At 73.1% G+C, this 26,076-nt stretch carries 19 protein-coding genes; 5 read left to right on the top strand and 14 right to left on the bottom strand.

Annotated features, from left to right (window positions below):
• Positions 1-63: 63 nt before the first annotated feature.
• On the top strand, positions 64-1,209 hold the full coding sequence (locus AB0I79_RS18230) for an acyltransferase (RefSeq protein WP_357873958.1): 1,146 nt from the start codon (positions 64-66) through the stop codon (positions 1,207-1,209).
• On the opposite strand, the gene AB0I79_RS18225 is transcribed toward AB0I79_RS18230, so the two are convergent.
• From AB0I79_RS18225 to AB0I79_RS18205, 5 genes are all read right to left on the bottom strand, one after another.
• Complete coding sequence (locus AB0I79_RS18225) at positions 1,136-5,275, bottom strand: alpha-(1->3)-arabinofuranosyltransferase family protein (protein WP_357873955.1); 4,140 nt, start codon at positions 5,273-5,275, stop codon at positions 1,136-1,138. The genes AB0I79_RS18230 and AB0I79_RS18225 overlap by 74 nt on opposite strands.
• Entirely contained in the window at positions 5,272-6,378 is a 1,107-nt protein-coding gene (locus AB0I79_RS18220; RefSeq protein WP_357873952.1) for a glycosyltransferase family 4 protein, read from the bottom strand. The genes AB0I79_RS18225 and AB0I79_RS18220 overlap by 4 nt, the downstream gene beginning before the upstream one ends.
• The gene (locus AB0I79_RS18215) at positions 6,375-7,181 is read right to left on the bottom strand and encodes a glycosyltransferase (RefSeq protein WP_357873950.1); all 807 of its coding nucleotides are present in this window, start codon (positions 7,179-7,181) and stop codon (positions 6,375-6,377) included. Before AB0I79_RS18215 ends, AB0I79_RS18220 begins: the two co-directional genes overlap by 4 nt.
• 12 nt (positions 7,182-7,193) lie before the next feature.
• On the bottom strand, positions 7,194-7,328 hold the full coding sequence (locus AB0I79_RS18210; RefSeq protein WP_272894589.1) for a hypothetical protein: 135 nt from the start codon (positions 7,326-7,328) through the stop codon (positions 7,194-7,196).
• Positions 7,329-7,438: 110 nt separating this feature from the next.
• Positions 7,439-8,980: a hypothetical protein gene (locus AB0I79_RS18205; protein ID WP_357873947.1), complete on the bottom strand. Its 1,542-nt coding sequence runs from the start codon at positions 8,978-8,980 to the stop codon at positions 7,439-7,441.
• A gap of 86 nt (positions 8,981-9,066) precedes the next feature.
• On the opposite strand from AB0I79_RS18205, the gene AB0I79_RS18200 reads away from it, so the two are divergent.
• Positions 9,067-10,890, top strand: a complete 1,824-nt coding sequence (locus AB0I79_RS18200; protein WP_357873944.1) for a hypothetical protein — start codon at positions 9,067-9,069, stop codon at positions 10,888-10,890.
• A gap of 8 nt (positions 10,891-10,898) precedes the next feature.
• Here AB0I79_RS18200 and AB0I79_RS18195 read toward each other — a convergent pair whose 3' ends face one another.
• Together AB0I79_RS18195 and AB0I79_RS18190 are read right to left on the bottom strand one after the other, a co-directional pair.
• The gene (locus tag AB0I79_RS18195; protein WP_357873941.1) at positions 10,899-13,076 is read right to left on the bottom strand and encodes an acyl-CoA dehydrogenase; all 2,178 of its coding nucleotides are present in this window, start codon (positions 13,074-13,076) and stop codon (positions 10,899-10,901) included.
• A gap of 108 nt (positions 13,077-13,184) precedes the next feature.
• Positions 13,185-14,096, bottom strand: a complete 912-nt coding sequence (locus AB0I79_RS18190) for a hypothetical protein (protein ID WP_357873938.1) — start codon at positions 14,094-14,096, stop codon at positions 13,185-13,187.
• Positions 14,097-15,016: 920 nt separating this feature from the next.
• Here AB0I79_RS18190 and AB0I79_RS18185 point away from each other — a divergent pair.
• Positions 15,017-16,447: an AMP-binding protein gene (locus AB0I79_RS18185; RefSeq protein ID WP_357873935.1), complete on the top strand. Its 1,431-nt coding sequence runs from the start codon at positions 15,017-15,019 to the stop codon at positions 16,445-16,447.
• Between the two features lie 18 nt (positions 16,448-16,465).
• Positions 16,466-17,581: a trypsin-like peptidase domain-containing protein gene (locus AB0I79_RS18180; protein WP_357873932.1), complete on the top strand. Its 1,116-nt coding sequence runs from the start codon at positions 16,466-16,468 to the stop codon at positions 17,579-17,581.
• 130 nt (positions 17,582-17,711) lie between these two features.
• On the opposite strand, the gene AB0I79_RS18175 is transcribed toward AB0I79_RS18180, so the two are convergent.
• The 5 genes from AB0I79_RS18175 to AB0I79_RS18155 form a co-directional block, all read right to left on the bottom strand.
• Complete coding sequence (locus AB0I79_RS18175; RefSeq protein ID WP_357873929.1) at positions 17,712-18,254, bottom strand: OmpA family protein; 543 nt, start codon at positions 18,252-18,254, stop codon at positions 17,712-17,714.
• Positions 18,238-18,852: a hypothetical protein gene (locus tag AB0I79_RS18170; protein ID WP_357873926.1), complete on the bottom strand. Its 615-nt coding sequence runs from the start codon at positions 18,850-18,852 to the stop codon at positions 18,238-18,240. The genes AB0I79_RS18175 and AB0I79_RS18170 overlap by 17 nt, the downstream gene beginning before the upstream one ends.
• A gap of 185 nt (positions 18,853-19,037) precedes the next feature.
• Positions 19,038-21,896, bottom strand: coding sequence for a BTAD domain-containing putative transcriptional regulator (locus AB0I79_RS18165; protein WP_357873923.1), 2,859 nt, complete (start codon positions 21,894-21,896; stop codon positions 19,038-19,040).
• Between the two features lie 13 nt (positions 21,897-21,909).
• Entirely contained in the window at positions 21,910-23,481 is a 1,572-nt protein-coding gene (locus tag AB0I79_RS18160; protein ID WP_357873920.1) for a serine/threonine-protein kinase, read from the bottom strand.
• Positions 23,482-23,507: 26 nt separating this feature from the next.
• Complete coding sequence (locus AB0I79_RS18155) at positions 23,508-24,470, bottom strand: GlxA family transcriptional regulator (protein WP_357873918.1); 963 nt, start codon at positions 24,468-24,470, stop codon at positions 23,508-23,510.
• 99 nt (positions 24,471-24,569) lie between these two features.
• Here AB0I79_RS18155 and AB0I79_RS18150 point away from each other — a divergent pair, with 99 nt between their 5' ends.
• A complete protein-coding gene (locus tag AB0I79_RS18150) occupies positions 24,570-24,977 on the top strand; it encodes a hypothetical protein (protein WP_357873915.1) in 408 nt (135 codons plus the stop codon).
• Here the strand turns inward: AB0I79_RS18150 and AB0I79_RS18145 are convergent.
• Both AB0I79_RS18145 and AB0I79_RS18140 read right to left on the bottom strand, forming a co-directional pair.
• Positions 24,922-25,275: a hypothetical protein gene (locus AB0I79_RS18145; protein WP_357873912.1), complete on the bottom strand. Its 354-nt coding sequence runs from the start codon at positions 25,273-25,275 to the stop codon at positions 24,922-24,924. The genes AB0I79_RS18150 and AB0I79_RS18145 overlap by 56 nt on opposite strands.
• On the bottom strand, positions 25,208-26,050 hold the full coding sequence (locus AB0I79_RS18140; protein WP_357873909.1) for a hypothetical protein: 843 nt from the start codon (positions 26,048-26,050) through the stop codon (positions 25,208-25,210). The genes AB0I79_RS18145 and AB0I79_RS18140 overlap by 68 nt, the downstream gene beginning before the upstream one ends.
• Between the last annotated feature and the right edge of the window lie 26 nt (positions 26,051-26,076).

Below are 26,076 nucleotides of genomic sequence, written 5' to 3'. Positions count from 1 at the left end.
GTGGTTCCGGCCGCGGCCGGCGAAGCGTCGTACGGTCAGGAAAGCGAGAAAGTGGGAGCAGCGATGAAGGGCAGGGACGCCGCGCTCGACGGCATCCGCGCGATCGCCGCGCTCGGCGTCTGGCTGCTGCACGTCGGGAGCAACACGGGCGTCATGTACCGCGAGGGCATGCTCCCCTGGATGATGAGCCGCCTGGGCATCGCCGTACCCATCTTCTTCCTCCTGTCGGGCCTGCTGCTGTACCGCCCGTGGGCGCGCGCGGTGATCGAGGATACGCCACGGCCGCGGCCGCTGCGTTACCTGTGGCGCCGGGTGCTCCGGGTGATGCCGGTCTACTGGCTCGTGACCGCGCTGGCGCTGTGGGCGTGGAGCCCCTTCGACTGGACCGGCTGGCTGAAGTGGATGCTGCTGGCGCAGAACTTCTTCCCCGGCGACCCCACTCCCGACGGCCTCTACCAGATGTGGACGCTGCCCATCGAGATGTCGTTCTACGTGCTGCTGCCGATCCTGGCGTGGCTGCTGCACCGCTTCGCGCGCGGCGGCAACCGGCCGGTCCGGCTGCTGGTCGGCATCGGGGTGCTGCCGGTGATCTGCCTGGCCACCGTGGCCGCCGCCCGGCTGTTCGAGCAGCCGCAGCTCGCGCTGCTGCTGCCGTACCACCTGGTCTACTTCGCCTGCGGCATGGCGATGGCGGTGCTGTCGGTGTGGATCGGGCACAGCCGCGTGATCGACTCGCTGGCGCCGCAGCTCCTGGTGCTGGCCGGCCTGCTGTACGCGCTGCTGAGCACCGATCTGGCCGGCCCCCGCACGCTCACGCTGCCCACCCTGTCGCAGTCGCTGTGGCGGGTCAGCCTGGAGGCGGCGGTGGCGGTGCTCCTCGTGGCCCCGTTCGCGCTGGCGTCCCGTCCCGGCTCGCTGCGGAACCGGGTGCTCGGCAACCCCGTCAGCGCCTACCTGGGCCGCATCTCCTACAGCTTCTTCCTCTGGCACGCACCCGTGATCACATTGCAGCTCAAGCTCACCGGCGCGCAGCCGTTCCAGGGCGACTTCGCCAGCGTGGCGGTGGTCTCGTTCGTGGTCACGATGCTGCTGAGCGTCGGCAGCTACCACCTGATCGAGGCGAGTGCGCTCAGGCTCAGCGGACACCGGTCAGCACCTGCTCTTCCGCCGGGAGCTCCGGCTCCGCTGCCGGCCGCGCCGGCTCCGTGACGAGCTGCCCGAACAGCACGCCCACGGCCGCGACCGCGGCGAGCTGCGGCGCCTGGTCCATGAGGGCCCCCACGCCGAATCCGTGGTCGCGCAGCACCATGGCCGCCGCCAGCGACGCCGTGGCCGCGCCGAAGATCCCGGCCGCCGCCCAGTGCGCGGGCAGCCCGCGGGCGCGCAGCAGCAGGGTCACGAGCACGGCGGCCAGCACCGCGACCATGCCCTGCCAGCTCGCCACCCAGCCGCCGAACGCCAGCGCGAGCACGACCACGACCGGCGCCCGCGGCCGTGACAGCCGGGCCGCCGGGGCGGCGGCCGTCTCGCGCACGTGCTCGGGGCGCGGCCCGCGCAGCGCCAGCGCGAGCAGCGCCAGCAGCGCGATCCCGGCCAGGCCGAGCAGCAGGGCGAGCCGGTAGGGGCGATCGGGCAGGTATTCGAGCCTGGCGGTCCCCTGGGTGCCCGCGGGCAGCTCCCAGCCCTGCTTCCAGCCGTCGATCCGTACGGGTTTGAGCGTCTTGCCACCGAGCTGGGCCCGCCAGCCGGCGTTGTAGTTCTCGTTGACGACGAGGAAGGAGTCCTTCGGCGCGCTCACCATGACCTCGCGCGTGGTGGTGGTCCAGGTGCCGCGCACCGCCGAGCCCTCCACGCCGTCCGGCCGGCGGGGCGGCGTGCCCAGCACGAGCGAGTCGATCGTGTACGGGTCCCAGCCCGCCACCCGCACCCGGTTGTCCCCCTGTGCCAGCTCCGCCCTGGAGCAGCCGAGAATCTGCACGGGCCGCTGTTCGAGCAGGTCGACGTGGGTGCCGGCGACCTTGGTCGGGATGGCCCGGCCGTTCACCTCAATCCTGGGCCCGAGCCCGCAGGCCAGCCTGAGCGGGATGTCGGCGGGCCGGCCCACCGGGTCGACGCCGGGCACCACCAGCTCGGTCACCTGCAGCCGCTTGGAGAAGGGGGTGAAGCGGAGCTTGAGCCGGGAGGTGGACATGGCCTTGAAGGTGAGCTCGCCGCGCTCGTCCACCCGCCCGCCGCGCACCTGGCCGCCGTCGCCGCTCACGACCACGTCCAGCGGCTGCGTGTCGTCGCTCGGGCGGCCGATCTGGATGCGGGAGATCTTCCGCTTGCCCTTCCAGGCGATGGTCAGCGCGGGCTCGGTGTCGTCGGCGTCCGGGATCCAGGTGGTGCTGCCGTCGGCGTCGAACGCCGACCTGGGCGAGACCACGGCGTCGTCGCTGAGCTGGGAGGAGCCGGTCACGGTGGTCAGGTCCGCACGGACCCGGGTGAAGCGGTCGACCAGCTCGGGATCCTTCAGCACGGCGGTTCCCCGCACGTTCACCGCCGCGTCGGACCCCGCGCTGAAGGTCCGGTCGAACCCGGTCTCCTCGCCCTTCCTGGCCAGCGCCACCTCGTTGCAGACCCACCGGTACGGGTTGCGCGTGCACCCGGGCCGCGCGTCGAGGCCCCGGTCCATGACGTAGACGTCGCCCTGGCCCGGCAGCCTGATCGTGCGGCCGGCCGTGACACCGGGGATGGACAGCTCGACGATGCCGATCCGCTGGCCGTAGCTCCACCCGGCGTTGGCGGTCTCGACGACCTTGAGCCGCACCCAGGTCGTCGGCCCGCCCGGCACGCGCAGCCGCTGCGGGTCCGTGCTGCGGGTGACGTCCTGGACCAGGCTGCCCGCCTCGGTCTCCACGGCGATCCGCTTGACCGCCTGGCCGAGCAGCAGGTCGGGGGCGAACATGACGTCCAGGTACGGCAGCCGCATCCGCCCGGCCAGATCCACGCGCAACCACTCGCCCTGCGGAGCCGTGGAGCCGTCGTTCTGCCAGCCGGTCTCGACGTTGCCGTCCATGGCCGCCCACGGGCCGCTGCCGGGGCTGCTGATCGCGGCGATCGCGTACGGGTCGGCGACCGAGGAGGAGGCGCTGATGCCGGCGATGCCGTCGTACTCGGCCACCGCGGTCCCGTCCAGCCAGCCGTCCTCCAGCAGGTCCAGCTCCCTGACGCCGCCGAAGTCGGCCTTCCTGTCGGCCGTCAGCGTGGGCGACCAGTTCGACCTGATCTCGCCGAACGAGCGCTCGCGCAGCCGCAGCGCGTCGCTGACCACGGTCGGCGCCTCGCGCTTGCCGGCGTCGCCGTTCACCAGGACGGGGCCCTCGTCCAGCAGGCCGAGGTCGCCCATGGCGAGCAGCGAGTCGGGCCCGCCGCGCACGGCCAGCGCGTCGGCCGCGGGCTGCACGGAGACCAGGTCCGCGCTGCCGGACACCTCGTACAGGTCGAGCGCCGGGAACGGCGCGTCCACCTGGTTGACCGCGTCGTCGGTCTCCCGGTCGCCGACCACGTCGCCGAACGAGCGCACCTTCCTGATGCCCGGCGACTCGCGCAGCGCCTCGTACATCCTGGACGGCCAGGCGCCCTGGAGGTTCGCCCTGTTCAGGTCGTTCCTGACGAGCAGGTAGCGCACGCCCAGCCGGCGCAGCACCGCCGTCACCCCCGCCGAGCCCTGGCCGGCGGTGAGCCGCTGGTCGATGGCGTCGAGCAGCCTGGACAGGCCCACGGAGCCGGGCGGCGTGATCTGCCTGGTGGTCCAGCGGGCGGTGGACAGGGCCTGCAGGGGCTCGTCCATGGGGCGGCCCCAGACGTACTCGCCGAACTTGGCGCCCGGCACGACCAGCACGCCGTCGTCACCGGCGTTGTCGTCGAGCCAGGTGGCCGCCTCCCGCCAGTGGGACGGCACCTGCTGGAAGTCGCCCGGCGCGGCCAGGCCCTGGTTGAAGACGGGCAGCACGAGCGCGACGAAGGCCGCCACCGCGGTCGTGCGCAGCGGGATCCTGGCCCTGACCAGCAGGTGCGCCAGGCCGAAGGCGAGCGCGAGCCGGACGAGGGGGTCGAACTTGCGCAGGTTCCGCAGCGGCGCGAGCGGCCCGTCGAGCAGCCAGCGCACCGGCTCGGCCGTGATCGGCTCCAGCGCGCCGGCGTGCCCCGCGACCATCGCGACCACGCCGACCAGGAACATCGCCACCACGAACCCCTTGGCGGGCAGGTCGCGGCGCGACAGCCCGGCCAGGCCGAGCGCGGCGATCAGGCCGGTGACCACGACCATGGTGGCCGAGGTGGCGATCGTGAAGCCGGGCGGCTGCTCGAAGACGCCGTGGAGCGGCAGGTAACGCACCCAGTCGGAGGCGCCGCGCAGCACGTTCGTGAGCGAGGTGACGGCGGTGGTGGTGTCGGCGGTCTCGGTGTACGGCAGGAAGTTGAACGCGTAGCGGCCCACGAGCAGCAGCGGCAGCGACCAGAACAGGGTGGCCACCGCGACGGCGCCCGACCACCAGCCGAGCAGCCGCCAGCGCGGCACCGGGCGCGGCCGGGTCAGGATGTACAGGACGGGCGCGACCAGCACGGCCAGCACGGCGACCGCGTTCACGCCGCCGCACAGCGCCACGGCCAGCGCCGACCTGATGGCCCCGCGGGCCCGCTGGCCGGTCTCCGAGGCGGTGAGCAGCGGGATGAGGATCCACGGCAACATCGCGGCGGGCAGCCACTCGATCGAGATCTCGCCGAGGATCGACAGCGTGCGCGGGGCCAGCGCGTACGCCAGCGCGGCCACGATCCTGGTGCCCGGTGTGCCGATGCCGAGCTGCCGGCCCAGCCGCTCCACGCCGAGGAAGGCCACGCACATCAGCAGCGTCAGCCAGAGCCGCTGCGTCACCCACGGCGCGACGCCCGCCAGGTCGCCGAGCGCGAAGAACGGGCCCATCGGGAAGATGTAGCCCGCCACCTGGTTCTGGAGCTGGCCGAAGTGTTGCAGGTCCCACAGGTGGGCGGCGCGCTCCAGCCAGCCGACCGGGTTGAGCGCCAGGTCCATCTTGGTGTCGGAGATGAGGTGGCCGGGCTTGGTGGTGAACGCCAGCAGCGCGAAGCCTGCGCAGCACAGCAGCAGCCAGAGCCGGCGCCTGGCGGGCTCGCCCACCGGCCGGCCGGCGCCCGTGCGCCGTCCGGCCACCAGCTTGTCGGTCGGCAGCAGGGTCCCGGGCCGGGCCTGCGTGCTCCTGGCCGGCCCCTCGCTCACCGCTCCTCCCAGCCGGGTCCCGGGTCGGCGCCCTGCATGAGCGCGATGAGGCGTTCGGCACTGCGGTCCCAGGAGAACCGCGCCGCCCATTCCCGACATTTCACGGTATAAGTGTGGTCCAGCTCGTCGAGTGCCGAGGCGATGCCCTTGGCCAGGCTCGCGCCGCCATCGGGGCCCTCAGGCAGCAGCCAGCCCGTCTCGCCGGGCCGTACGGCGTCGCGCAGGCCGTCCACCTCGAAGGCCACCGTCGGCACGCCGAGCGCGGCGGCCTCCAGCACGCTCAGCCCCCACCCTTCGCCCTGCGAGGCGCTCACGTGCAGCCACGCCTGCGCGACGAGGCGCGCCTTGTCCTCCTCCGGCAGGTAGCCGTGCAGGATCACGCCCTCGGGCAGCCGGGCGCGCAGCGCCGCCTCCTCGGGGCCCCGGCCGACGATGTCCACGACCAGGTCCGGCCGGCGCTCGCGCAGCTCGGCGACGGCGTCGAGCAGCAGGTGCACCCGCTTGTGCGCGACGAGCCGGCCGAGGCAGACGAGCCGAGGAACCGGACTTTTCTCGATACTTACGGGCTGAGCGATGCTCACCCCGTTCGGCACGATGTGCACCGGGCCGCGCCAGCCGAGCCGCTCCCGCATGGCCCGCACCGTGGACGGCGACACCGCCACGCTCGCGTGCCGCCGGTAGCTCCACCGCGACACGGGCCCCTCCAGGAACCGCCCGAACGCCGCCAGCCACCCCGGCATGTGCACCCCGAACTGCCGGTCGTGCACGTGGTGCACGACGCACAGCACGCGGGTGCGCCGCCGTACCACCCAGGGGGTGAAGAACGGGATGCCGTTCTGGCAGTCGAGGACGGCGTCGAAGCGGCCCCTGCGCAGCAGCAGCCAGCCCAGCACCAGCGGATAGACGGAGAAGACCCCGCCCATCCGCACGAAGCGCACGCCTTCCGCGCTGTCGTGCCGGCGCTGCCCCGGCGCCCGCGCCGTGACGAAGCACACCTGGTGGCCCGCGCGCGCGAAGCGGCGGGCCAGCTCCCAGGCGAACGTCTCGGCACCGCCGGCCTGGGGGTGCCAGGGGTCACGCCAGTTGACGACAGCGATCTTCACGGATATCCGACGGGGTCGAGCGGCGGCTCCCAGGCCGGGTGCGCGGCGGCGGGCCGCGGCCGGGCGCGCAGCCGCAGCCAGATCCGGCCGAGCTCCAGCACGATGCCGAAGGTGTGCCTGGCCGGGGAGAAGCGCGAGCCCGGCATGTCGCGCCAGCGCACGGGGATCTCCCGCACCGTCGAGCCCCGCTCCACGCAGCGCGCGAGCAGCTCGACGTCGAACGCGAAACCCGGGGTGCGCAGCCGCGCGGCGGTCTCGCGGGCCAGCACGCCGTCGAAGAACTTGAAGCCGCACTGGGTGTCGCTCACGCCGCGCACGAGCGCGCCGGCCAGCGCGCGGAAGCCGAACGCGCCCAGCTCCCGTATCTTGCTGTGCCGGTTCTCGACGTGCGAGCCGAGGTGCGCCCTGGAGCCGATCACCACGCGCTCGCCGGACAGCAGCAGCCCGAGCGCCACGTCGATGGCGTCGAGGTCGGTGGCCATGTCGGCGTCACAGAAGCCGACGAAGGGTGCGCTGGTGCCGAGCAGCCCGGCGCGTACGGCGGCCCCCTTGCCGGGGATCGCGCACTGGACGAGGCGGACGGGCACGGGGCCGCGCGGCCGGCTCCTGACGATCTCGGCCGTGCGGTCGGTGCTGTTGTTGTCCACGACGATGACAGAGGTGGGGAACGGCATTCGGGCAAGCTTCGCGCACAGCTGCAGGAGCCCCCCGGGAAGTCGTCGTTCCTCGTTGTAGGCGGGAATGACGATCTCAAGCAGTGGTGGCCGGCTCGCCCTCTCGTCCCCTTGTGGAGAGGGTGGCATGTTCGGCTCGGATTACCGGTCGCCGTAGTTGTAGAGCGGCTGGTTGACCGGCGTGGCGGTGGCGCCGGTGAAGGTGACGGTGGTGACCGTCGCCACGAGGGCCGCAACGGCGACACCGATCATCGCTGCTAAGAGGATCTTGATCACGGGGTTCCTCCTCGAGCGGGCATTGGTGCGGGCGTCCCTAAACCTAGAACCAATTCTTGCTACTCGGAAGTAGCTAGACGAAATCTTAACAAAGACGCTGATCAGCGTACCTATTCGGACGGAACCCGCGCCACAGGACCGTCGAATCGATACAACCGCAGGTCACGGCTGTCGACCAGGACCCTCGCACTGCGTAGCCACTCCCCGAACCGCTGCCGCTCCTCCCCTGTCCCCGCGTCGACAATCACGTAGCGAAACCCCGCCCCGGGCAGATCCGGCGAGGGCCCTTCTAGTACGTGTTCTAGCGCCTGGACGCGGGGATCCTCGCTCCTGACGACCAGCCCGCCCACCCGTACGGCGTCGTTGGAGACCACCCGCCGGCCCGGCGCCGCGAAGAAGCGCTGCGCCGGGTCCAGCACCGCCCGCCCGCCGTTCCACGGGAACTGCCGGTACGACTCGAACGGCAGCACCAGCACGTCACCCGGCTGCTGATCGCGCCGGATGAGCTCCCGCGCGACCGTCCAGCTCTCCGGGTACGACACGGCCCCGAGCCGCCCCAGCGAGCCCCACGCCATGGTCGGCAGCACGGCCACCGGCACCAGCGCCAGCGCGCCCACCCACACCCGGTGCCGCGCCACCCGCTCGGCCAGCAGCCCCAGCCCCAGCGCCGCCACCAGCGCCAGCGGCGCCACGTACTGCTGGGCGTCCCTGAACACCGCGAAGCCGCCCCACACCTCCACGACGACCCACGCGAACGCCGCCCGCCCGGGCTCGCTCACCCCGGCGCACGCCACGCCGAGCCCGATCGCCGCCGCCGCGCCCAGCCTCCGCCTGTACGGCACGTCCGCGCGCAGGAACGCCACGACCCCGACGAGGGTGAGCGCCAGCCTGGCCACCGCCCCCACCACGGTCTCGTACCCGGGCGGCACCGCGTACGCGTTCCAGATCCCGCCCAGCGACAGCAGGCTCCCCACGGTCCCGAACGGCGTGTCCGCCCTGGCCGCGAAGGCCTCCACGCCCACCGGATCGCCCTCGATGCCCTGAGGCCGCAGCGCCGTCGGGATCAGCCACGGCAGGCTGAACACCGCCAGCACCGCCACCACCCGCACCAGGACGTCCCGCCGCGCCAGGGGAAGCGCCGTGAGAGCGGTGACCGTCATCGCCGCGAACCCGCCCACCGCCGCCGGCAGCACGGCCAGCGCCGTCCTGCGTCCCGACCAGACGGCTCGAACCACCCAGGGCAGCCCGGCGTACCCGAGCAGCAACGCCCACTGCCCGATCAGCAGCCGCTCGGCCACGTACGGGTTCCACACGTAGAACGCCCCCGCCACCAGCCTCGGCCCCAGCGACTGCGACGGCAGCAGCAGCGCCGCCCCCGAGCAGCCCAGCACGAAGATCCCCAGCAGGATCGCCTTCTGCACCAGCTCGGCGGGCAGCACCTGCGCCAGCGCGGTCACGACGGCGTCGCTCGGCACCACCCGCGCCGCGCCGCCCGCCAGCCCGAACGTGAACCGCGAGAACACCGGGTCCGGCACGAACACCATGTCCTGGAGCAGCGTGAACCCCCACCCCAGGGCCGGCCCGAGCGCCAGGCAGCCGAGGGCCAGCCCGAGGAGGGCGGCGGCGAGCCCGGCTCGGGCGGTGTGCGGCATCCCGCAATGACATCACAACAGAGCCACGGCCATTCCCTTGATCACGCGCACATGGTTACTCTCGCCGGGACGGGAGGCTGGGGGCCATGACCGTACAGGGGTTGCGATCACGGGGCGGCGACGCCGTGCTCGCCACCGGGCTCGTGATGGTGGCGGTCCAGCTCGTGTGGAAGTTCGAGCTGGTCAGGCGGACGTACTTCCGCCAGGACGACTTCCACTACATCATCAGGGGCCAGGAGAGCGGTTTCACCTGGGACTACCTGATGTGGGTGGACGTGGGCCACCTGCTGCCGGGCGGCTTCGGCATCTCGTGGGCGATGGCCCGCCTCGGCGGCTACAACGAGGTGCTGGCCCACACGATGACGATCGCGCTGCAGGCGGGGGCGAGCCTGGCGCTGCTGCGGCTGCTGCGGCTGCTGTTCGGGGCGCGGCCGGCCATCCTGGTGCCGCTCGGGTTCTACCTGCTGACGCCCATGACGATCCCGTCGCTGTCGTGGTGGGCGGCGGTGCTGGAGACGCTGCCACTGCAACTGGCGCTGCCGATGGCGCTGTCCTCGCACGTGCTGTACGTGCGTGACGGCCGGATCCGGCACGTGGTGGCGGCCTGCGCGTGGACGCTGTTCGGGCTGCTCTTCTTCGTCAAGGCCGCGTTCGTCCCGGTGCTGATGCTGGTGATCACCGCCGGCTGGCTGACGCCGAACTGGAAGCGGCTGTGGCGGGCCTGGTTGCCGTACGCGGCGCTGCTGGCCGCGTACTCGTGGGTCTTCTTCACCGGGCTCTACAGCTCCGTCCAGATCAACAACGCGACGCAGACCCCCGGCCTGCCGGACGCCGGCGTGGCGGGCGAGTTCTTCTGGATGCTGGGCTCGCGCGGCCTGGTCCCGTCGGCGCTGGGCGGGCCGTGGCAGTGGCGGCCGATCGGGGACGACTACGCGATGGCCGCCCCGCCGGAGCCGCTGGTCTGGGCGGGACTGGTGGTCGCGGCGGCCGTGGTGACCGTGTCGGTCCGGTGGCGGCGGCGGGCCTGGCTGGCGTGGCTGGTGCTGCTCGGCTACTTCCTGCTCGCCGACGTGGTGCCGGTGCTGCTGGGACGGATCGAGCTGCTCGGGCCCGCCGTCCTCGGGTTCGAGCTGCGATACCTCGCCGCGACCGCGACCGTCGTCGCCCTCGTGCTCGGGCTGGCGTTCATCCCGCTGGACGGCGAGGAACTGCCCTGGCTGCGCCCGCGCACCCGCCTCAGGTGGGCGTGGGCGCCGCTGGCCGCGGCCGTCACGGCGGGCTCGGTCTGGTCGGTGGCCGCGTACGCCGACCGCCCGCTCGGCGGCACCGTCCGCCACTACGTCGAAACGGCCAGACAGGCGCTCTCCCGCGTGCCGGAGGGCACGGCCGTGCTCGACACGCACGTGCCGCCCGGGGTCGCCGCCGCCGCCTTCTTCCACGACTACGCCCTGCACTCCAAGGTCCTCGGGGTGCCGGACCCGTGGCCGGTGACCTGGCTGCGCGAGCTCTCCGGCCCCGTGCAGCACCCGATGACGTTCGACGCGCGGGGCCGCCTGCGCCCGGTCGCCATCCAGGGCCTGCGAATCCCGCAGCGCGGGAACTGCGTGCCGGTCGGACCGGGCGAGGTCCGCTTCCGCCTGCCGGGGCGGCTCCCCGGCGGCGCGTACACCGCGCAGATCACCTACCTGAACGGCGCGGAGACCACCCTGTCGGTACGGCTCGGGCTCGGTGTCACGCAGGTGCGCGCCGGCGAGGGCCTCGGCAGGACGTTCGCCCGGATCCCCGGCGAGGGCGCCGAACTCGCCATCCGCACGACCGGCGGCCCGGACGCCTGCGTCGGGGAGATCAGGATCGGCCGCCCCGTCCCCGACGAGGACGGGGCGGCCGTTCCCCCGCGGCCCGCGGGGTGATCGGGCTCCTACTTGCCCGGCTCCGGGTCCCTCGGCAGGCCCAGCATGCGCTCGCCGATGATGTTGAGCTGCACCTCGGTGGTGCCGCCGTAGATGGTCATCGCCCTGGTGGCCAGCACCGCCCGGTTCCAGTAGCCGGCGTCGCCGAGCTTCATGTCCGCGGCGGTCACGGCGGCGGCGCCGAGCAGCTCCACCGCGGTCTCGGAGACGTGCTGGGCGTGCGAGGTGGACAGCAGCTTCCGTACGGAGGCGTCCGCGCCCGGCTCGGTCCCGGCGAGCTGCTTGAGCGTGACCCGCAGCGACAGCGCGTTGATCGAGTGCCCCTCGCAGACCACCTCGGCCACCGTCTGCGCCTCGGCCGGCGTCAGCTCCCGCCCGAGCCGCCCGACCAGCCCGAGCAGGTCGGGCACGGACGCGCCGGTGCCGCCCGAGCCTGACGACAGCGAGACGCGCTCGTTGGACAGCGTGTTGCGGGCCACCTTCCAGCCCTCGCCGACCTCGCCCACGACCAGGTCGTCCGGCACGAACACGTCGTCGAGGAAGACCTCGTTGAACAGGTTCTCGCCGGTCATCTCGGTCAGCGGCCTGACCGTGACGCCCGGGGCCTTCATGTCGACCAGGAAGTACGTGATGCCCTCGTGCTTGGAGCCCTCGCTGGAGTTACGGGCGATGCAGATGCCCCACTCCGCCACGTGGGCGACGGACGTCCAGATCTTCTGACCGTTGAGCTTCCAGCCGCCCTCGACCTTCTCCGCCTTCATCTGCAGCGAGGCCAGGTCGGAGCCGGCGCCGGGCTCCGAGAAGAGCTGGCACCAGATCATCTCGCCGCTGAGCGTCTTGGGCAGGAAGCGCTGCTGCTGCTCGGGTGTGCCGTACGCGGCGATCGACGGCACCACCCAGGCGCCGATGATCATGGCGGGCAGGCGCACCTTGGCGGCCTTGAGCTCCTGCGCGATCAGCACCTGCTCCAGCGGCTTGGCGTCGCGGCCCCACGGCTTGGGCAGGTGCGACATGACGAACCCCTGGTTGGCCAGGGCCCGCTTCTGCTCCTTGCCCTCCAGCTTCGCGATCTCCGCGATCTCGGCGCGGATCGACTCGCGCAGCGCCTCGGCGCCCTCGGGCAGGTCGATCTCCATCTCGCGGGAGACGCCCTGCAGGGAGAGCTCGGTCACGGTCGCGGCCCACTCGGCCGACGAGCCGAGCAGGGCTCGCAGCGTGAGCGCGCGGCGGTAGTAGAGGTGCACGTCGTGCTCGAAGGTGTAGCCGATGCCGCCGAAGGTCTGGATGGCGTCCTTGGCGCACTGCACGGCGGCGTCGGGGGCCATGACCCCGGCCACGGCGGCGGCGAACCGGAGCTCCTGGCCCTCGGCGCGGGTGGCGTCCCACACGGTGGCGCGGGCCTGCTCCAGCGCGACCAGCATGCGCGACAGCTTGTGCTTGATGCCCTGGAACTGGCCGATCGGGCGGCCGAACTGGACGCGTACCTTGGCGTACTCGGCGGCGGCCGTCACGCACCACGAGGCCACGCCCGCCGCCTCGGCGCCGAGCAGGATCGCGGCCAGGTCGCGCACGTCGGAGGTCTCGACGCCGTCCAGGATGCCCTCGGCGGGGACGACCACCTCCGACAGCTCGACCTTGGCGACCGGCCTGGTCAGGTCGAGCGACTTGATCTCGGTGACGGTGGCGGAGGAGGCGTCGACGAGCACCCACTCCTCGCCGTCGGCCGTGGCGACCGGCAGCACCAGCGAGTCGGCCAGCGAGCCGCCGAGCACGGGCTCGGCCGTGCCGGAGACGACCAGGGAGCCGTCCTCGCGGCGGGTGCCGGTCAGCGAGCCGGTCAGCGCGACGGCGGCGGTCAGCGTGCCGTCCACGAACGACTCCAGGTGCTCGCGGCGCTTGGAGGCGTTGATCACGGCGCTGGCCAGCACGGTCGGCACGAACGGCCCCGGCGCCATGCGCTCGGCCAGCGCCTCGATGGCCACCGCCGCCTCCAGGAGCCCGTAGCCGGAGCCACCGTACTCCTCGGGCACGTGCAGGCCGAGCAGCCCCTGCTCGGCGAGGCCAGGCCAGAACGCGGGACGCCCTTCGGTCCCGGCGCGCAGCAGCTCCGAGGGGATGTTCCGCTCCGCCCAGCCGCTCACCGACTCGCGGAGCGCCTCGTGCTCCTCGCTCAACCCGATCGCCATTGTCCATCCTCCAGCCAGGTCCGAGTCATGCCCAGAATCATATTCTAGAGGATGCTTCTGGCATACCGCTCTCCCTCGCCACCTTTCCCTTCGGGGAGCGGCGGCCGGCTAGAGCGGACGGACCTGCTGGACCAGCGTGTTCAGGTCGCGCCAGCGGGTCTTGTTCGTCTCGGGGATCGAGGCCATGAGCATCGCCGGCTTGGTCTTGCCCACCTCGATGACCGTCACCATCGCCTGCGCCTCCTGCTCCTTGCCGTCGAAGGTGTAGGTGACCTTGTAACCGAGCGTCCAGCCCTTGCCGACCGGGATCTTCTGCGAGGCGGTCCACTCGTCGAGCTTGGCGCCCGCGGGGTACTGGGTGCGGATCGTCCAGCGGGCCGCCTGGGTGGCGATCTCGCGGTAGTCGGCGTTCGAGCTGGGCTTCTCCTCCGGCGACTCGCCCGGGTACATGGCGGAGGCGATCACCGTGTGCGGGACGGCGACCTTGCCGATGCGCTGCGCGATCGAGAACGGCGGGAACGACTTGGCCTTCCACGGCGAGGCCAGCCTCGGGTAGGAGATGCCGCTGGTCTTGTCGGTGATCGTGCCGGTCACCGCGGACGCCCTGCCGGACAGGGTGGCGTACTTCTTGGAGTCCGGCACCGGCGGCAGCACGATCGGCGTCTCGGTCGGGGTCGCGCTGGCCGACACCGTCGGCGTCGCCGAGACGGACGGTACCGGCGCGACCCGGACGACCTGCTCGTCCGGCTGCTGGTTGGCGGGCACGTCGCCACGGAAGACGACGAACACCAGCAGGACGGCCAGGACCGTGCCGAGGATGGCGCCGACCAGGTAGACCGCCTTCATCGGGATGTCACCGAAACGGCGGACCCTGGGCTCCGGGGGGAGCGGCGGCACGGGTGGCGGGGGCTGCATGTACTGCTGCTGCGGCGGCTGCCCCAGCCGCAGCCCCGTGCCCTGACCAGGGCCCTGCATCGGCCCCGGGCCATGAACGGGACCCGGCCCCTGCCCAGGGCTCATGCCCTGACCCTGGCCTGGGCCCATGCCCTGCCCTGGCCCTGCGCCCTGACCCGGGCCCACACCCTGTGCCTGATTTGCACTCTGCGCCTGATTTGCACCCTGCGGCTGGCCAGCACCCTGCGGCTGGCCCGGACCTGGGACTTGGCCGGCACCCTGGCCCGGCCCTGGGGCTTGGCCGGCACCGTGGCCCGGCCCCTGGCTCTGGCCCGGCCCCGGACCGTGGCCCGGAGTCGGCGTGCCCATGGGGGTCTGGCCCGAAGGCTGAGTGGAGGGCCCGCTCGGCGGCTGAGCGGAGGGCCCGCTCGGCGGCTGCCGCTTCGGGGCCTGGCTCGGCGCTGGGGCCACCATCTTGCCGGGCGACTGGCCGGGAGCCTGAGTCGGCGCCTTCGCCGGCGCCTTCGCCGACGCCTTCGCCGACGCCTTCGCGGAAGCCTGACCGGTCGGCTGACCGGTGGCCTGATCAGTCGGCCGGCCGCCCTTCTGATCAGTCGACTCGCCGCCCTTCTGAGCGGTGGACTCGCCGCCCTTCTGAGCGGTGGACTGACCGCCGTTCTGAGCGGCCGGCTGATCGGCGGGCTGCGCAAGCGGCTGATCGGCGTTCTGAGCGGCCGGCTGGTCGGCGGGCTGGGCGGCCGGCTGGTCGGCGGGCTGGGCGGCCGGCTGGTCGGCGGGCTGGGCGGGCGGCTGGCCCTCGGCCTGGTTCGGCGACTTCACCGGGCCGGACGGCCCCGGCGCGGGCGGCCGCGAGATCCTGATCGTCTCCTCCGCGGGCAGGACGATCTTGCGGAACGGGGTGGTGGGTGAATCATAGGTGCGCTTGCGCTCGCCGTCGTCCGCCATGGCCTTGAGGTTACGTCACGGAGGAGCGGGATAATTCCGCTATTCCCCCAGCAGAATCTAATTCTGTAAGGTCTGCGGACATGAGGGGTTTCTACGAGATCGCCGCCAACGACCCTGAACGCCCCGCCCTCCTCGGCGACGAGGGCATCACCTACGGACGGTTGCTCGACCGCGTCAACCGCGCCTCCAACGGCCTGACCTCGCGCGGAGTCGCACCGGGCGACTGCGTGGTGACCGTCCTGAAGAACGGGGCCGACGCGCTGACCATGATGCTGGCGACGTACCAGATCGGGGCCTACCTCGTCCCTGTCAACTGGCACTTCACCGCCGAGGAGATCGACTACATCGTGGGCGACTGCGGGGCCAAGGTGGTGATCGCGCCGGACGCCCTCACGGTGGACGAGCTCGTCGCGGATCAGCCCGCCACCCCGCCCGGCCACCGGCGGGCCGGGTCCATGATGCTCTACACCTCGGGCACCACCGGACGGCCGAAGGGCGTGCGCCGGCGGCTGCTGGACCTGGCGCCGGAGGAGCTGTACCCGATCCTGATGCGCAAGAGCTGGCGGCACTTCGGGCTGCCGATGGGCGGGGTGCACCTGGTGTGCTCGCAGCTCTACCACTCGGCGCCGTACGGGCAGGCCATGATGGCGCTGCAGTTCGGGCACTCGATCGTGGCGCCCGAGCGGTTCGAGGCCGCCGCCGCGCTGGAGCTGATCGAGCGGCACCGGGTGACGAACGCGTTCATGGTGCCCACGATGTTCCACCGCCTGCTGGCGGTGCCGGACCGGGAGTCGTACGACCTGTCGTCCCTCACCCACCTCTACCACGGGGCCGCCCCGTGCCCGCCGGCCACCAAGCAGGCGATGATCGACTGGCTCGGGCCGGTGCTCTGGGAGTACTACGGCTCCACCGAGGCGGCCGTGGCCACCATGGTCTCCTCGCAGGAGTGGCTGGCCAAGCCGGGCACGGTCGGCAAGGCGCTGGACGGGATGACGTTCACGATCGTGGACGAGGACGGCAACGAGGTGCCGCCGGGCTCGCCGGGGCTGGTCTACATCGGCGGCATCAACCGCTTCGAGTACCACGGCGACCCGGACAAGACGGCGGCCGCCATGCGCGGGCGCGACTACACCCCGGGCGACATCGGCTACCTCGACGAGGACGGTTACCTGTTCCTGCTGGACCGGCGGACCGACCTGATCATCTCCGGCGGGGTCAACATCTACCCGGCCGAGATCGAGGCGGCGCTGCTGGAGCACCCCTCCGTGTCCGACGTGGCGGTGATCGGCGTGCCCGATCCCGAGTGGGGGCAGAAGGTGGTGGCGCTCGTCCAGCCGGTGGCCGGCGTCACCGGCGGCGAGGCGCTCACGGCCGAGCTGCTGCGGCACTGCGCGCCCCGGCTGGCCAGGCTGAAGCATCCGCGGCTCATCGAGTACCGGGAGTCGCTGCCCCGAACGCCGACGGGCAAGCTGAGCAGGCGAAACGTCCGGGAAGCGTATCTTTCGAGCTGAGCTGGGCAGGATCTCCCCATGAGGGAGATCGTCGCGGGACTGGCCGCCGCAGCCGTACTGGTCGCCGGCTGCGGGCCTCCCCCTACCACCACAGGCACCATCAGCCCGTCCGCGCCGTCCTCCCCCACGGCCTCACCCACCGGCTCGCCCACGGGCTCGCCCACGGCGCCGAGCACGCCGGCGGCCTCGCCCACCACGTCGCCGCAGGCGCTGGAGGCGGCGTACGAGAAGGTCATCTCGGACGTCCTGCCGTCCATCGTGCAGATCAACACGAAGGTGGGGCTGGGGTCCGGCATCGTGTTCGACACCAAGGGCCACATCGTCACCAACGCGCACGTGGTCGGGCAGGCCACGCAGATGAACGTCACCATCGCCACCGGCGGGCCGCCGCGATCGGCCAAACTGGTCAGGTCGTTCGCCGCCGGGGACCTGGCCGTGATCAAGGTGGACCGGCCCGACGGGCTCAGGCCGGCGCGGTTCGGCGACTCCTCGAAGCTGCGGGTGGGGCAGATCGTGCTGGCCATGGGCAACCCGCTGGGGCTGTCCGGCAGCGTCACGAACGGCATCGTCTCCGCGCTCGGCCGTACGGTCACCGAGCCGCAGAACCCCGACTCGCCGGGCGCCACCATCGCCGGCGCGATCCAGACCTCCGCCGCGATCAACCCGGGCAACAGCGGCGGCGCCCTCGTGGACCTGTCAGGTCACGTGATCGGCATCCCGACGCTCGCGGCCACCGACCCCGCCCTGGGCGGAGGCACCGCGCCGGGCATCGGCTTCGCGATCCCGAGCAACACGGCCACGGACATCGCCCGGCAGATCGTCAAGGACGGCAAGGTCACCAACAGCCATCGCGCCGCCCTGGGCATCCGCGGCAGCACGGTCATCGGCTCCGACGGCCAGCCGACAGGGGTCGGGGTGGCCAGCGTGGAGCGGAGCGGGGGCGCCGAGAAGGCCGGCCTCCGCGCGGGTGACGTGATCGTCTCGATCAACGGCAAGGAAACGCCGACGATGGCCGTCCTGGCCGAGACCATCACCACGCTCAAGCCGGGCGACCGCGCCCGGGTGGGCGTGATCCGCTCGAACGGCCAGACGCAGATGGTCACCGTGACCCTGGGACAACTCGCGGGCGAGTGACGACCGGCCACTCGCGGGTGACCGGCCACTCGCAGGCGAGTGGCGACCCGTCACTCGCGGGTGAGTGACGACCGGTCCCGCGCCGCCCGCGTCATCTGGCGGGTGCGCTCACCGCCTGCGGGCACCGGGGTCACTGCTTGGCGGTGAAGACGATCTCGACGCGCCGGTTCCTGGCCCGGTTGGGCTCCACGGGCTTGCCGTCGATCACGTTGGGGACCTTGGGCCGGCTCTCGCCATGGCCGCGCGCCTCCAGCGTCACGCCCGCCGCCGTCAGCAGCTTCCTCATCACACTCTCGACGGCCTGCGCCCGCCGCTGCGACAGCGTCATGTTGTAGGAGTCGGTGCCCTGGTCGTCGGTGTGCCCCTCGATCCTGACCACCCCGCCGGCCCCTTCGGCCTCGACCTTCTCGGCCACCTTGGCCAGCCGCTGCCTGGCCTTGGCGGTGAGCTGCCACTTGTCCAGCGCGAACAGCACGTCGCTGGTCACCGCCACCGTCACCTGCCGCCCCACCTTGCTCTCGCTCTCGGTGCCGTCCATGGACTCGACCTCGCCCACGATGTCCTCGACGGGCAGGACGAGGTCCTCGACGGCGCCGGTGGCGTTCGCGGGCGGGCTGGGGACCGGGGTCGGCGACAGGACGAGGGCCAGCACGACGCTAAGAGATCGGAACATCGGTGAACACGCCGAACATCGGCATCTCGATGTTGATCTTCGTGACGTCCGCCGGCGGGGCCGCGAACACCGCGTACAGCGTGGAGGCCTCCTCCGGCTCCAGGAACTGCCCCTGCGTGCCGGAGCACACGCACTCCGCGCCCTGGCCGGTGCCGTTGCGGGCCACCCGGTACCGCTTGGCGTTGACCGGGTCGATCAGGGAGACGGCCGAGACCGTGAAGTCCAGCGGGCCCGCGCCCATGCCGTTGTGCAGGTTGACCTTGCCCTCGGTGGCGGTGACCGTCCAGTTGAGGCTGAGGGTGCGGCCCTGGCGCTTGAGCGCGGTGATGTCGACCCGCGCCTTGCCGTACATGTCGCCCGCGCCGACCTTGACCTCTCGACTGGCGATCATCTCGGCGTCCTGCGGCGGCGCGCTCTGCACGGGCGCCTGCCCCGTCGGAGCCGTGGACGCGGACGTGGACGCCGACGTGGACGCGGGCTGTCCCTCCGCCGCGGCCTGCGACTGCCGCTCCTCGCCGCCTCCGCCCTGCTGGCCCGGCAGCATGCCGCACCCTGCCAGCGCGACCGCCGTGACAGCCAGCGCGAACGTCTTTCGCATTACCTGGTCACCTTCGTAGTCGGGGATGTGGCCCTCACCCTAGGGAGGCGACCTTCAGGATCCGCATAGTCCGCTATATCCGCCGACCACGCCGCCTGCCGACCTCCCGCGCGAGCCTGCCGTCCTCGGCCTTGACCCGTTCAGCACCGAGGCCGTCAAACTCTCCCATACCTCCCATCAGGGTCTCAACCGCCCGGCTCCAGCCCGGCCCGCGCCAGCGCCTGCCGGGCCCGTGCGGCGCTCCTGTGGTCCCCGTACGCGGTGAACGTCTCCAGCGCCGCCCGCGCCGCCTCCGCCGCGGCTGCCGGGACGCCCTCCGCCTCCTCGATCTCGGCCAGGACGAGCAGCGCCACCGCCTCCGGGAGCCGGTCGCCGAGGCGGCGGTTGATCCCCAGCCGCCGCTCCACGCAGTCGCGGGCCGGGTGGTGGCGGCGGGCGGTGAGGTGCAGCCTGGCCAGGTCGAGCAGCGCCTCCGCCTCGCCACGCAGGTCACCCAGCTCCTGGTACGCGACCAGGCTCTCCTCCACCGCGCCGGCGTCCCCGCGCAGGGAGCCGAGCGCCCGCAACGCCTCGGCCCGTCCCCGCCGGTCACCGGCCTCCTCGAACACCCGCAACGCCCGCGCGAACGCCCGCTCCGCCTCCAGCACCTGCGACGCCCGCCGACCGCCCCCACCGGCCACCGGCACCTGCGCCAACCCGCCACCGGCCCCACCGGCCACCGGCGTTCGGCTCCCCGCACCGCCTGCCGCCCCAGCCTCCGGCCGGTGACTGGCCGCGGCGGCCTGGACCAGGCCCAGCCGGAGAGTGATCCGCGCCAGCTCCAGCCCGTCCACAAGGGGCTGGGCCGCCCTCAGCGCCGCGGCCGCCGCGTCCATGCGGCCCTCCGCCCGGTGCAGGTCGGCCAGGCCGCGCAACAGGAGCGCCTCGCCGTGCCGGTGGCCCGCCGCCCTGGCCGAGTCGAGCCCGGTCGCCGTCGCCGCGTGCCAGTCGTCGTGGTGCGCGCCCAGCTCGAACAGCGGCGTCAGGTAGAAGGCCAGCCGCCACGCGGCCTCGTACAGACCGGCACGGAAGAAGTCCTCGACCATCGCCACCAGGAACCGGCGCTCGGCGCTCAGCCAGCGCGCCTCCTGCCGCAGCCACCCCGTCTCCAGCCCGTCGCCACCCCGCCGCGACCACCCGCCGCGACCTGAGAAGGGGTGCGCGCCCGCAGCGGGGCCGCCGCCTGCGGGCAGGTGGACCTCGGTGCGGCCGGTGCCGGGTTCTGCCGGGAGGAGGGCTTCGCGGGCTTGGCGGGTCCGTTCCAGGATCTCGCCCGCCATGGCCGCCAGCGCCCCGGCCGGGCCGCCGTCCTCCTCGGCCAGGCGTTCTGCCGCGTACAGCCGGGTCAGCTCGTGCCACCCGTACCGTTCCTGGCCCGCCTCGTCCAGCCCGCGCGACTGCAGCAGCCCCGCCTCCACCAGCGGCTCCAGGTCCGCGCCCAGCGCCCAGGGCGCGAAGTCGGGCGCGGACAGCGCGCCGAGCCGGCGCAGCAGCCGCCGCTCCGGGTCCGGCAGCCCGCGATACCCCAGGGCGAGGCTGCCCCGTACGGCGAGATCGCCGGCGCTGAGCTCGTCGAGCCGGCGCCGCTCGTCGCCGAGCCGCCCCGCCAGGTGGCCGAGCGTCCAGCCCGGCTTCCTGGCCAGCCGGGACCCGGCGATGCGCAGGGCCAGGGGCAGGTGGCCGCAGAGCCGGACGATGCGCAGCGCGGCCTCGGGCTCCGCGCGTACCCGGTCCGGCCCGGCCACGCCGCCGAGCAGCGCCACGGCCTCGTCCTCGTCGAGCAGGCCCAGCTCGTACGCCCGCGCCGCCTCCAGCCCGGCCAGCGGCGACCGGCTCGTCACCAGGGTGAGGCTGCCGGGGCCCGTGGGGAGCAGCGGGCGTACCTGGGACTCGTCGGCGGCGTCGTCCAGCAGGACGAGCAGCCGCCTGCGGGCCGTCGTGCTGCGGTACAGCCGCACCCGATCGTCCAGTGCGGGCGGCACCGCGCCGTCCGGGCAGCCGAGGGAACGCAGCAGGTCCTCCAGCACGGCACCGGGCGGGCGGGCGCCGAGGGCGGCGTACAGGCGGCCGTCCGGGAGGTCGAGGGCGGTGGCGGCGTGCACGGCGGCGGCCGACTTGCCGCAGCCGGGCGGCCCGTGCAGGACCAGGTGCACGGGGGCCGAGCCGCGCTCAGCAGCCATCCGCGCGATCCAGTCGAGCACCGGCCGCCGCCCCGCGAAGTCCGAGATGTCGGGCGGCAGCTCGTTGATCGGCTCATCCGCCACCAGGACCGGGTTCCCCGTGCCGGTGTCGTTCAGGACCTGCTGGTGGGCGGCCACCAGTTCGGGCCCGGGCTCCAGGCCGAGCTCCTCCACCAGGGTCCGCCGCACGTCCTGGTACGCGTTCAGCGCCTCCGACCTGCGCCCCGCCTGGTGCAGGGCCTCGATGAGGCGGACCCAGGCCCGTTCGCGCAGCGGATGGGCCCCGACCAGCGCCCGCAGCTCGCCCACCACCTCGGCGCCCCGCCCCAGCCGCAGGTCGAGCTCCACCCGCTCCTCCAGCGCCGTCAGCCGCAGCTCCTCCAGCGGCACGCCGTACGCCCGCCGCAGCGCCGACGACTCGACGTCCGCCAGCGCGGCCGGCCCCCGCCACAGCCCCAGCGCCGCCCTGAACCCGTCGGCCGCCTCCGCCAGCCGCCCGGCCTCCCGGGCCTGCCTGGCTCCGGCGACCAGCCGTTCGAAGCGGTGGCAGTCCACGTCGTCCCGCTCCACGTCGAGCAGGTAACCTCCGGGCACGGTACGGATGCCGCCGACGACCTTGCGCAGCCCGCTGACGTACACCCGGAGCACCGCCTCGGCGGACGCGGGCGGCCGGTCGTCCCAGACGGCGGACAGCAGCCGCTCGACGGGCACCTGCTCTCGCGCCGACAGCAGCAGCGCGGCCAGCAACGTCCGGTGCTTGGCCGGTCCAGGGGCCTGGCCGCCGTCGACGCGCAGCGGGCCGAGCACGCCGAAGCGCACGTTCACCGGCTCCTCGGGCTCACGTGCCGGTCGCCGGTCTGACGGCGAAGGACTCGAAGCTCACGCGGGCCCTCCGGGTGGCGCCCGAGGCCGCGTGCACGCCCGCCTCGGCGGGGCCGTACGGCTCCTCGGCGTCGGACACCTCGGCGACCAGGCTCTCGTTCAGCCACATCCGCAGGGTCACCTTGCTCCCGCTCTGGCCGCATTCCGCGACGATGCGGTTGGCGGCCGTCCTCGGTGCGTCCGCCGGGCCGTACAGGGTCTTGCCCCCGGTGCCCGTGCGGCGCTTGACGATCGAGACCTTGCCCGCGCCGCTCACTCCGAACTCGTAACGGTCTCCGGAGCTCGCCGAGCCGTGGCACCACACACCGTACTCCCCCTCGCCCTCTTCCAGGGTGGCCTTCGCGCTGACGATCACCCCGTTCTCCGGTTCCCGGACGGGGGCCGACTTCCACAGCCGCCAGCCCGGCTCGACGGTCAGCTCGTAGGCGGCGCCGTCCAGGCGGGTGCCGCCGGCGTCGGACGCGCCGACGGCCCATCCGTCCGCGAACCCGGCCTCGTACGGCCAGGACCGGGGGGCCAGGCCGGGCAGGGTCGCGGCGGCGACGGCGAGGGCCAGCGCCCCGCTCCCGGCCGCCGCCACCCACGGCCACCGCCTCCTCCGCCGGCCGGAAGGAGCCGCCGCCCTCCACGGCCACCGCCTTCTTCGCCGGCCGGAAGGAGCCGCCCCCGCCGCGACGGCCTCAGGCCGCCCGGCGGCCGCGACGGCACCCGTCCAGGTGCGTTCGACCACCTGGGTGGCCGCGGCCAGGCGCGTGCCGCCCACCAGCTCGGCCAGCAGCTCCTGAGCGGTGGGCCGCAGCCGCGCGTCCTTGGCCAGGGCCCGCTCCACGACCGCCCGGATGCCTTCGTCGAGCCCGTCCAGCCACGGCTCCCGGTGAACGAGGCGGTAGAGCGCCTCTGAGGGCGGGCTCCCGAAGGGCGGCCGCCCCGTGCCCGCGAACGCGATCACCCCGGCCCACGCGAACACGTCGGCGGCGGGCGTCAGGGGCTCCCCGCGCACCTGCTCGGGCGCCATGAACGCGGGCGTCCCGAGTATCGCCTGGCTGGCCATGGAGTCGTTGACGAGCTGCGCGACGCCGAAGTCGATCACGCGCGGCCCCAGCGGCGACAGCAGCACGTTGGAGGGCTTGAGGTCGCGGTGGATCACCCCGGCCCCGTGGATGGCGCTCAGCGCGGTGGCGACGCCCACCGCCAGCGCCTCCAGGTTCGCCCCCGACAGCGGCCCCTGCTCGCGTACGGCCTGCGCCAGGTCGGGCCCCTTGACGTACTCGGTGACGAGGTAGGCCACGTCCCCGTCGATCCCGGCGTCCAGCACGGGCGCGGTGCAGAACCTGGCGACCCTCCGGGCCGCCGCCACCTCGCGCTCGAACCGCCGCCGGAACACCGGGTCCCCGGCCAGGTGGGGATGGATGAGCTTGACCGCGGCCAGGCCGCCCGTGGGCGTGGCGGCGAGGTGCACCTCGCCCATGCCGCCCCGCCCGAGCAGGCGCCGCAGCGTGTAGCCGCCCACGACCCGGTCACCGTTCATCGCAGACACATTAGCCAGAGCCAGGATCAACCGACCGCTTGCGTCAGGCGGTAGCGGGAGGGCGGGATGCCGTACCGGTCGATGAAGGCCTGCCGCAGCGTCTCCGCGGTGCCGAACCCGCAGCGCACGGCCACCGCCGCCATCGGCAGCGAGGTGGAGGCGAGCAGGTGGGCGGCGGCCTCGGTGCGGGCCTGCCTGACGTAGCGGCCGGGCGTCTGCCCGAGGTGCTTGAGGAAGAGCCTGGTCAGGTGCCGCTCGCTGACGCCCGCCTCGACCGCCAGCGCGGCCGTGCTCAGGTCGTCGCGCAGGTGGGCCGAGATGTGTTCGAGGGTCCGCTTGACCAGGCTGTTGGCGGGCGAGGGGGCGCTGACGAACATGCTCATCTGCGCCTGGTCGCCGGGTCGCTGCAGGTAGGTGACGAGGTTCCTGGCGACGGTCCTGGCCAGCTCGGTGCCGTTGTCCTCCTCCACGAAGGCCAGCATGAGGTCCAGGGCGGCGGTGATGCCCGCGGAGGTGGCGACGTTGCCGTCCCTGATGAAGATCGGGTCGGGGTCCACGACGACGTCGGGGTAGAGCTCGGCCATCCGCTCCGCCTGGTGCCAGTGCGTGGTGGCGCGCCGGCCGTCGAGCAGGCCGGCGGCGGCGAGGACGTACGAGCCGGTGCAGACGGAGGCGACGCGGCGGCTCTCCTTGGCGAGCCGGCGGACGTGGCTGACGATCAGCGGGTTCGCGGCGGCGTCCTCGTGGCCGATCCCGCCCGCCACCACGACCGTGTCGAGCGGGCCCGTGACCCGCTCCAGGACGAGCTGGGCGCTCAGGGTCAGCGCCGTGGCCGTGGTGATGGGGTGACCGCCGGGGGTGGCGACGCGATACTCGTAGTACGGCAGCGCGCCGTGCCAGTTGGCGCTCTCCAGCGTCGAGGTGATGCTCGCGATCTCGAGCAGCTCCGAAGCCTCGTAGGCCACGATCACGACCCGTCGTCGGTCCATGGCCCCGACTGTAGGTCCGAAGGACGCAGAACCCAAGTTTCCGGACCTTCCGGGCCGCCTCCCTTGGCCCGCGGCGCCCGTACCGGACACAGTCGGGGCATGACGACGACACCCTCCAAGACCGGCCGCCGCTGGGGCAGGTTCGCCCTCCACTACCTCGAAATGATCATCGCGATGTTCGTCGGGATGTTCGCGCTCGGCATGCTGCAGTCAGCCGTCGGCCTCGGCGTCTCCCACGCCGAGCAGCCGGAGCTGTGGTACCTGTCGATGGCGCTGAACATGTCGATCGGCATGGCCGCGTGGATGCGGTTCCGCGGTCACGGCTGGGCGCCGACGCTGGAGATGTGCGCGATCATGTTCGCGCCCGCCGTCCCGCTCTTCCCCCTGCTGTGGACGGGGGTCATGGACGCCGACGGGCTGATGCTGGTCTCGCACGTGGTGATGTTCCCGCTCATGCTGGTGGCGATGCTGCGCCGCCTCGACGAGTACGCCGGGTGCGCTCATTGAGCTGCTTGCGGAAGGCGTCCATGACGTCCTGCCGCAGCAGATGCCCGAACCCCGCCCGCTCCAGCCGCGCCGCCAGCAGGGGCACGCTGATCCGGAGCGTGGCGGCGGTGGCGGCCAGGCTCCAGCCGTGCGCGGCCAGCTCGCTCAGCAGGTGGCCGCGCCGGCACCGCGCCTCCGGCAGCCTGAACGTCTTCAGGTACGCCAGCCGCCCGTCCTCATCGGTGATCGTCTCACCGATGTGGTTCTCGCTCTTCCGCTCGAACGACGGCAGGAACCGGCTCAGCGTGTACCGGCCCATCCGGCAGACCCTCTCCACCTTCGCGGGAGCGCGCAGCAGCCCGGCCGCCATGACCGAGTCGTGGAAGCCGGCCCATTCGCGCTCGTGGCGCTCGGCCTCGGCGCGCAGGCCGGCAGCGCCCGGTAGTCCTCCGGGTGCGGCACCACGAACGCGCCGGCCAGCGTGTCCCCGCGTACAGCAGCAGCCCGCACTGCCCCGGGTAGATCTCGAACACCTTGAGGGCGTCGTCGAGCCCGCGCACCTCCGCCCCGGTGCAGGCGTCCTCGGCCCGCGGCGACAGGTGCGCGTGCCGCACGGCCGGCTTCACCGCCGAGCGGTACTTGACCGCGTCGAAGGCCAGGTAGGGCCGGGCGGCGAGCCAGTCGCGGACGAGCGCCCTGATGCGCCGGTTGTTGACGCCCGCGCGCCGCAGCTCCTGGAAGAGCCGGTAGACGCGGGGCGGGCTCATCCGCGCCAGCCGCCACGCGATCAGCCGGCTGTCGTCCTGGTGGCCGCCCTTGCGCCGGAGGAGGTTGGCGATGATGAGGGCGGCGTTGTGGTCGTTGACGTCCAGCGCGAGCGTGGCGGCGTACAGGTCGGGATAGTTGCCGTGGATGTAGCTGTGCAGGAAGGCGAGGGAGAGCCGCTGCTCGCCGGCCACACTGTGGAACTCGCGCTGGCTGGTCGAGGTGATCACCGCGTTGGCGAAGAGCAGCACGTCCTCGCACCCGATCAGGTCGGCGTAGGTCTCCATCGGCTCCCCCGGGGTCGTCGACTGGCCGAGGAATGGCGGCACGAGCTGCGAAAGTATCGCTGTACAGG

It is taken from the genome of Nonomuraea sp. NPDC050202, from assembly GCF_040656115.1.
In the GTDB taxonomy this organism is placed as follows: domain Bacteria; phylum Actinomycetota; class Actinomycetes; order Streptosporangiales; family Streptosporangiaceae; genus Nonomuraea.
Note: the sequence above shows the minus strand (reverse complement) of the source record. Positions and strands in the feature narration are given on the sequence as shown.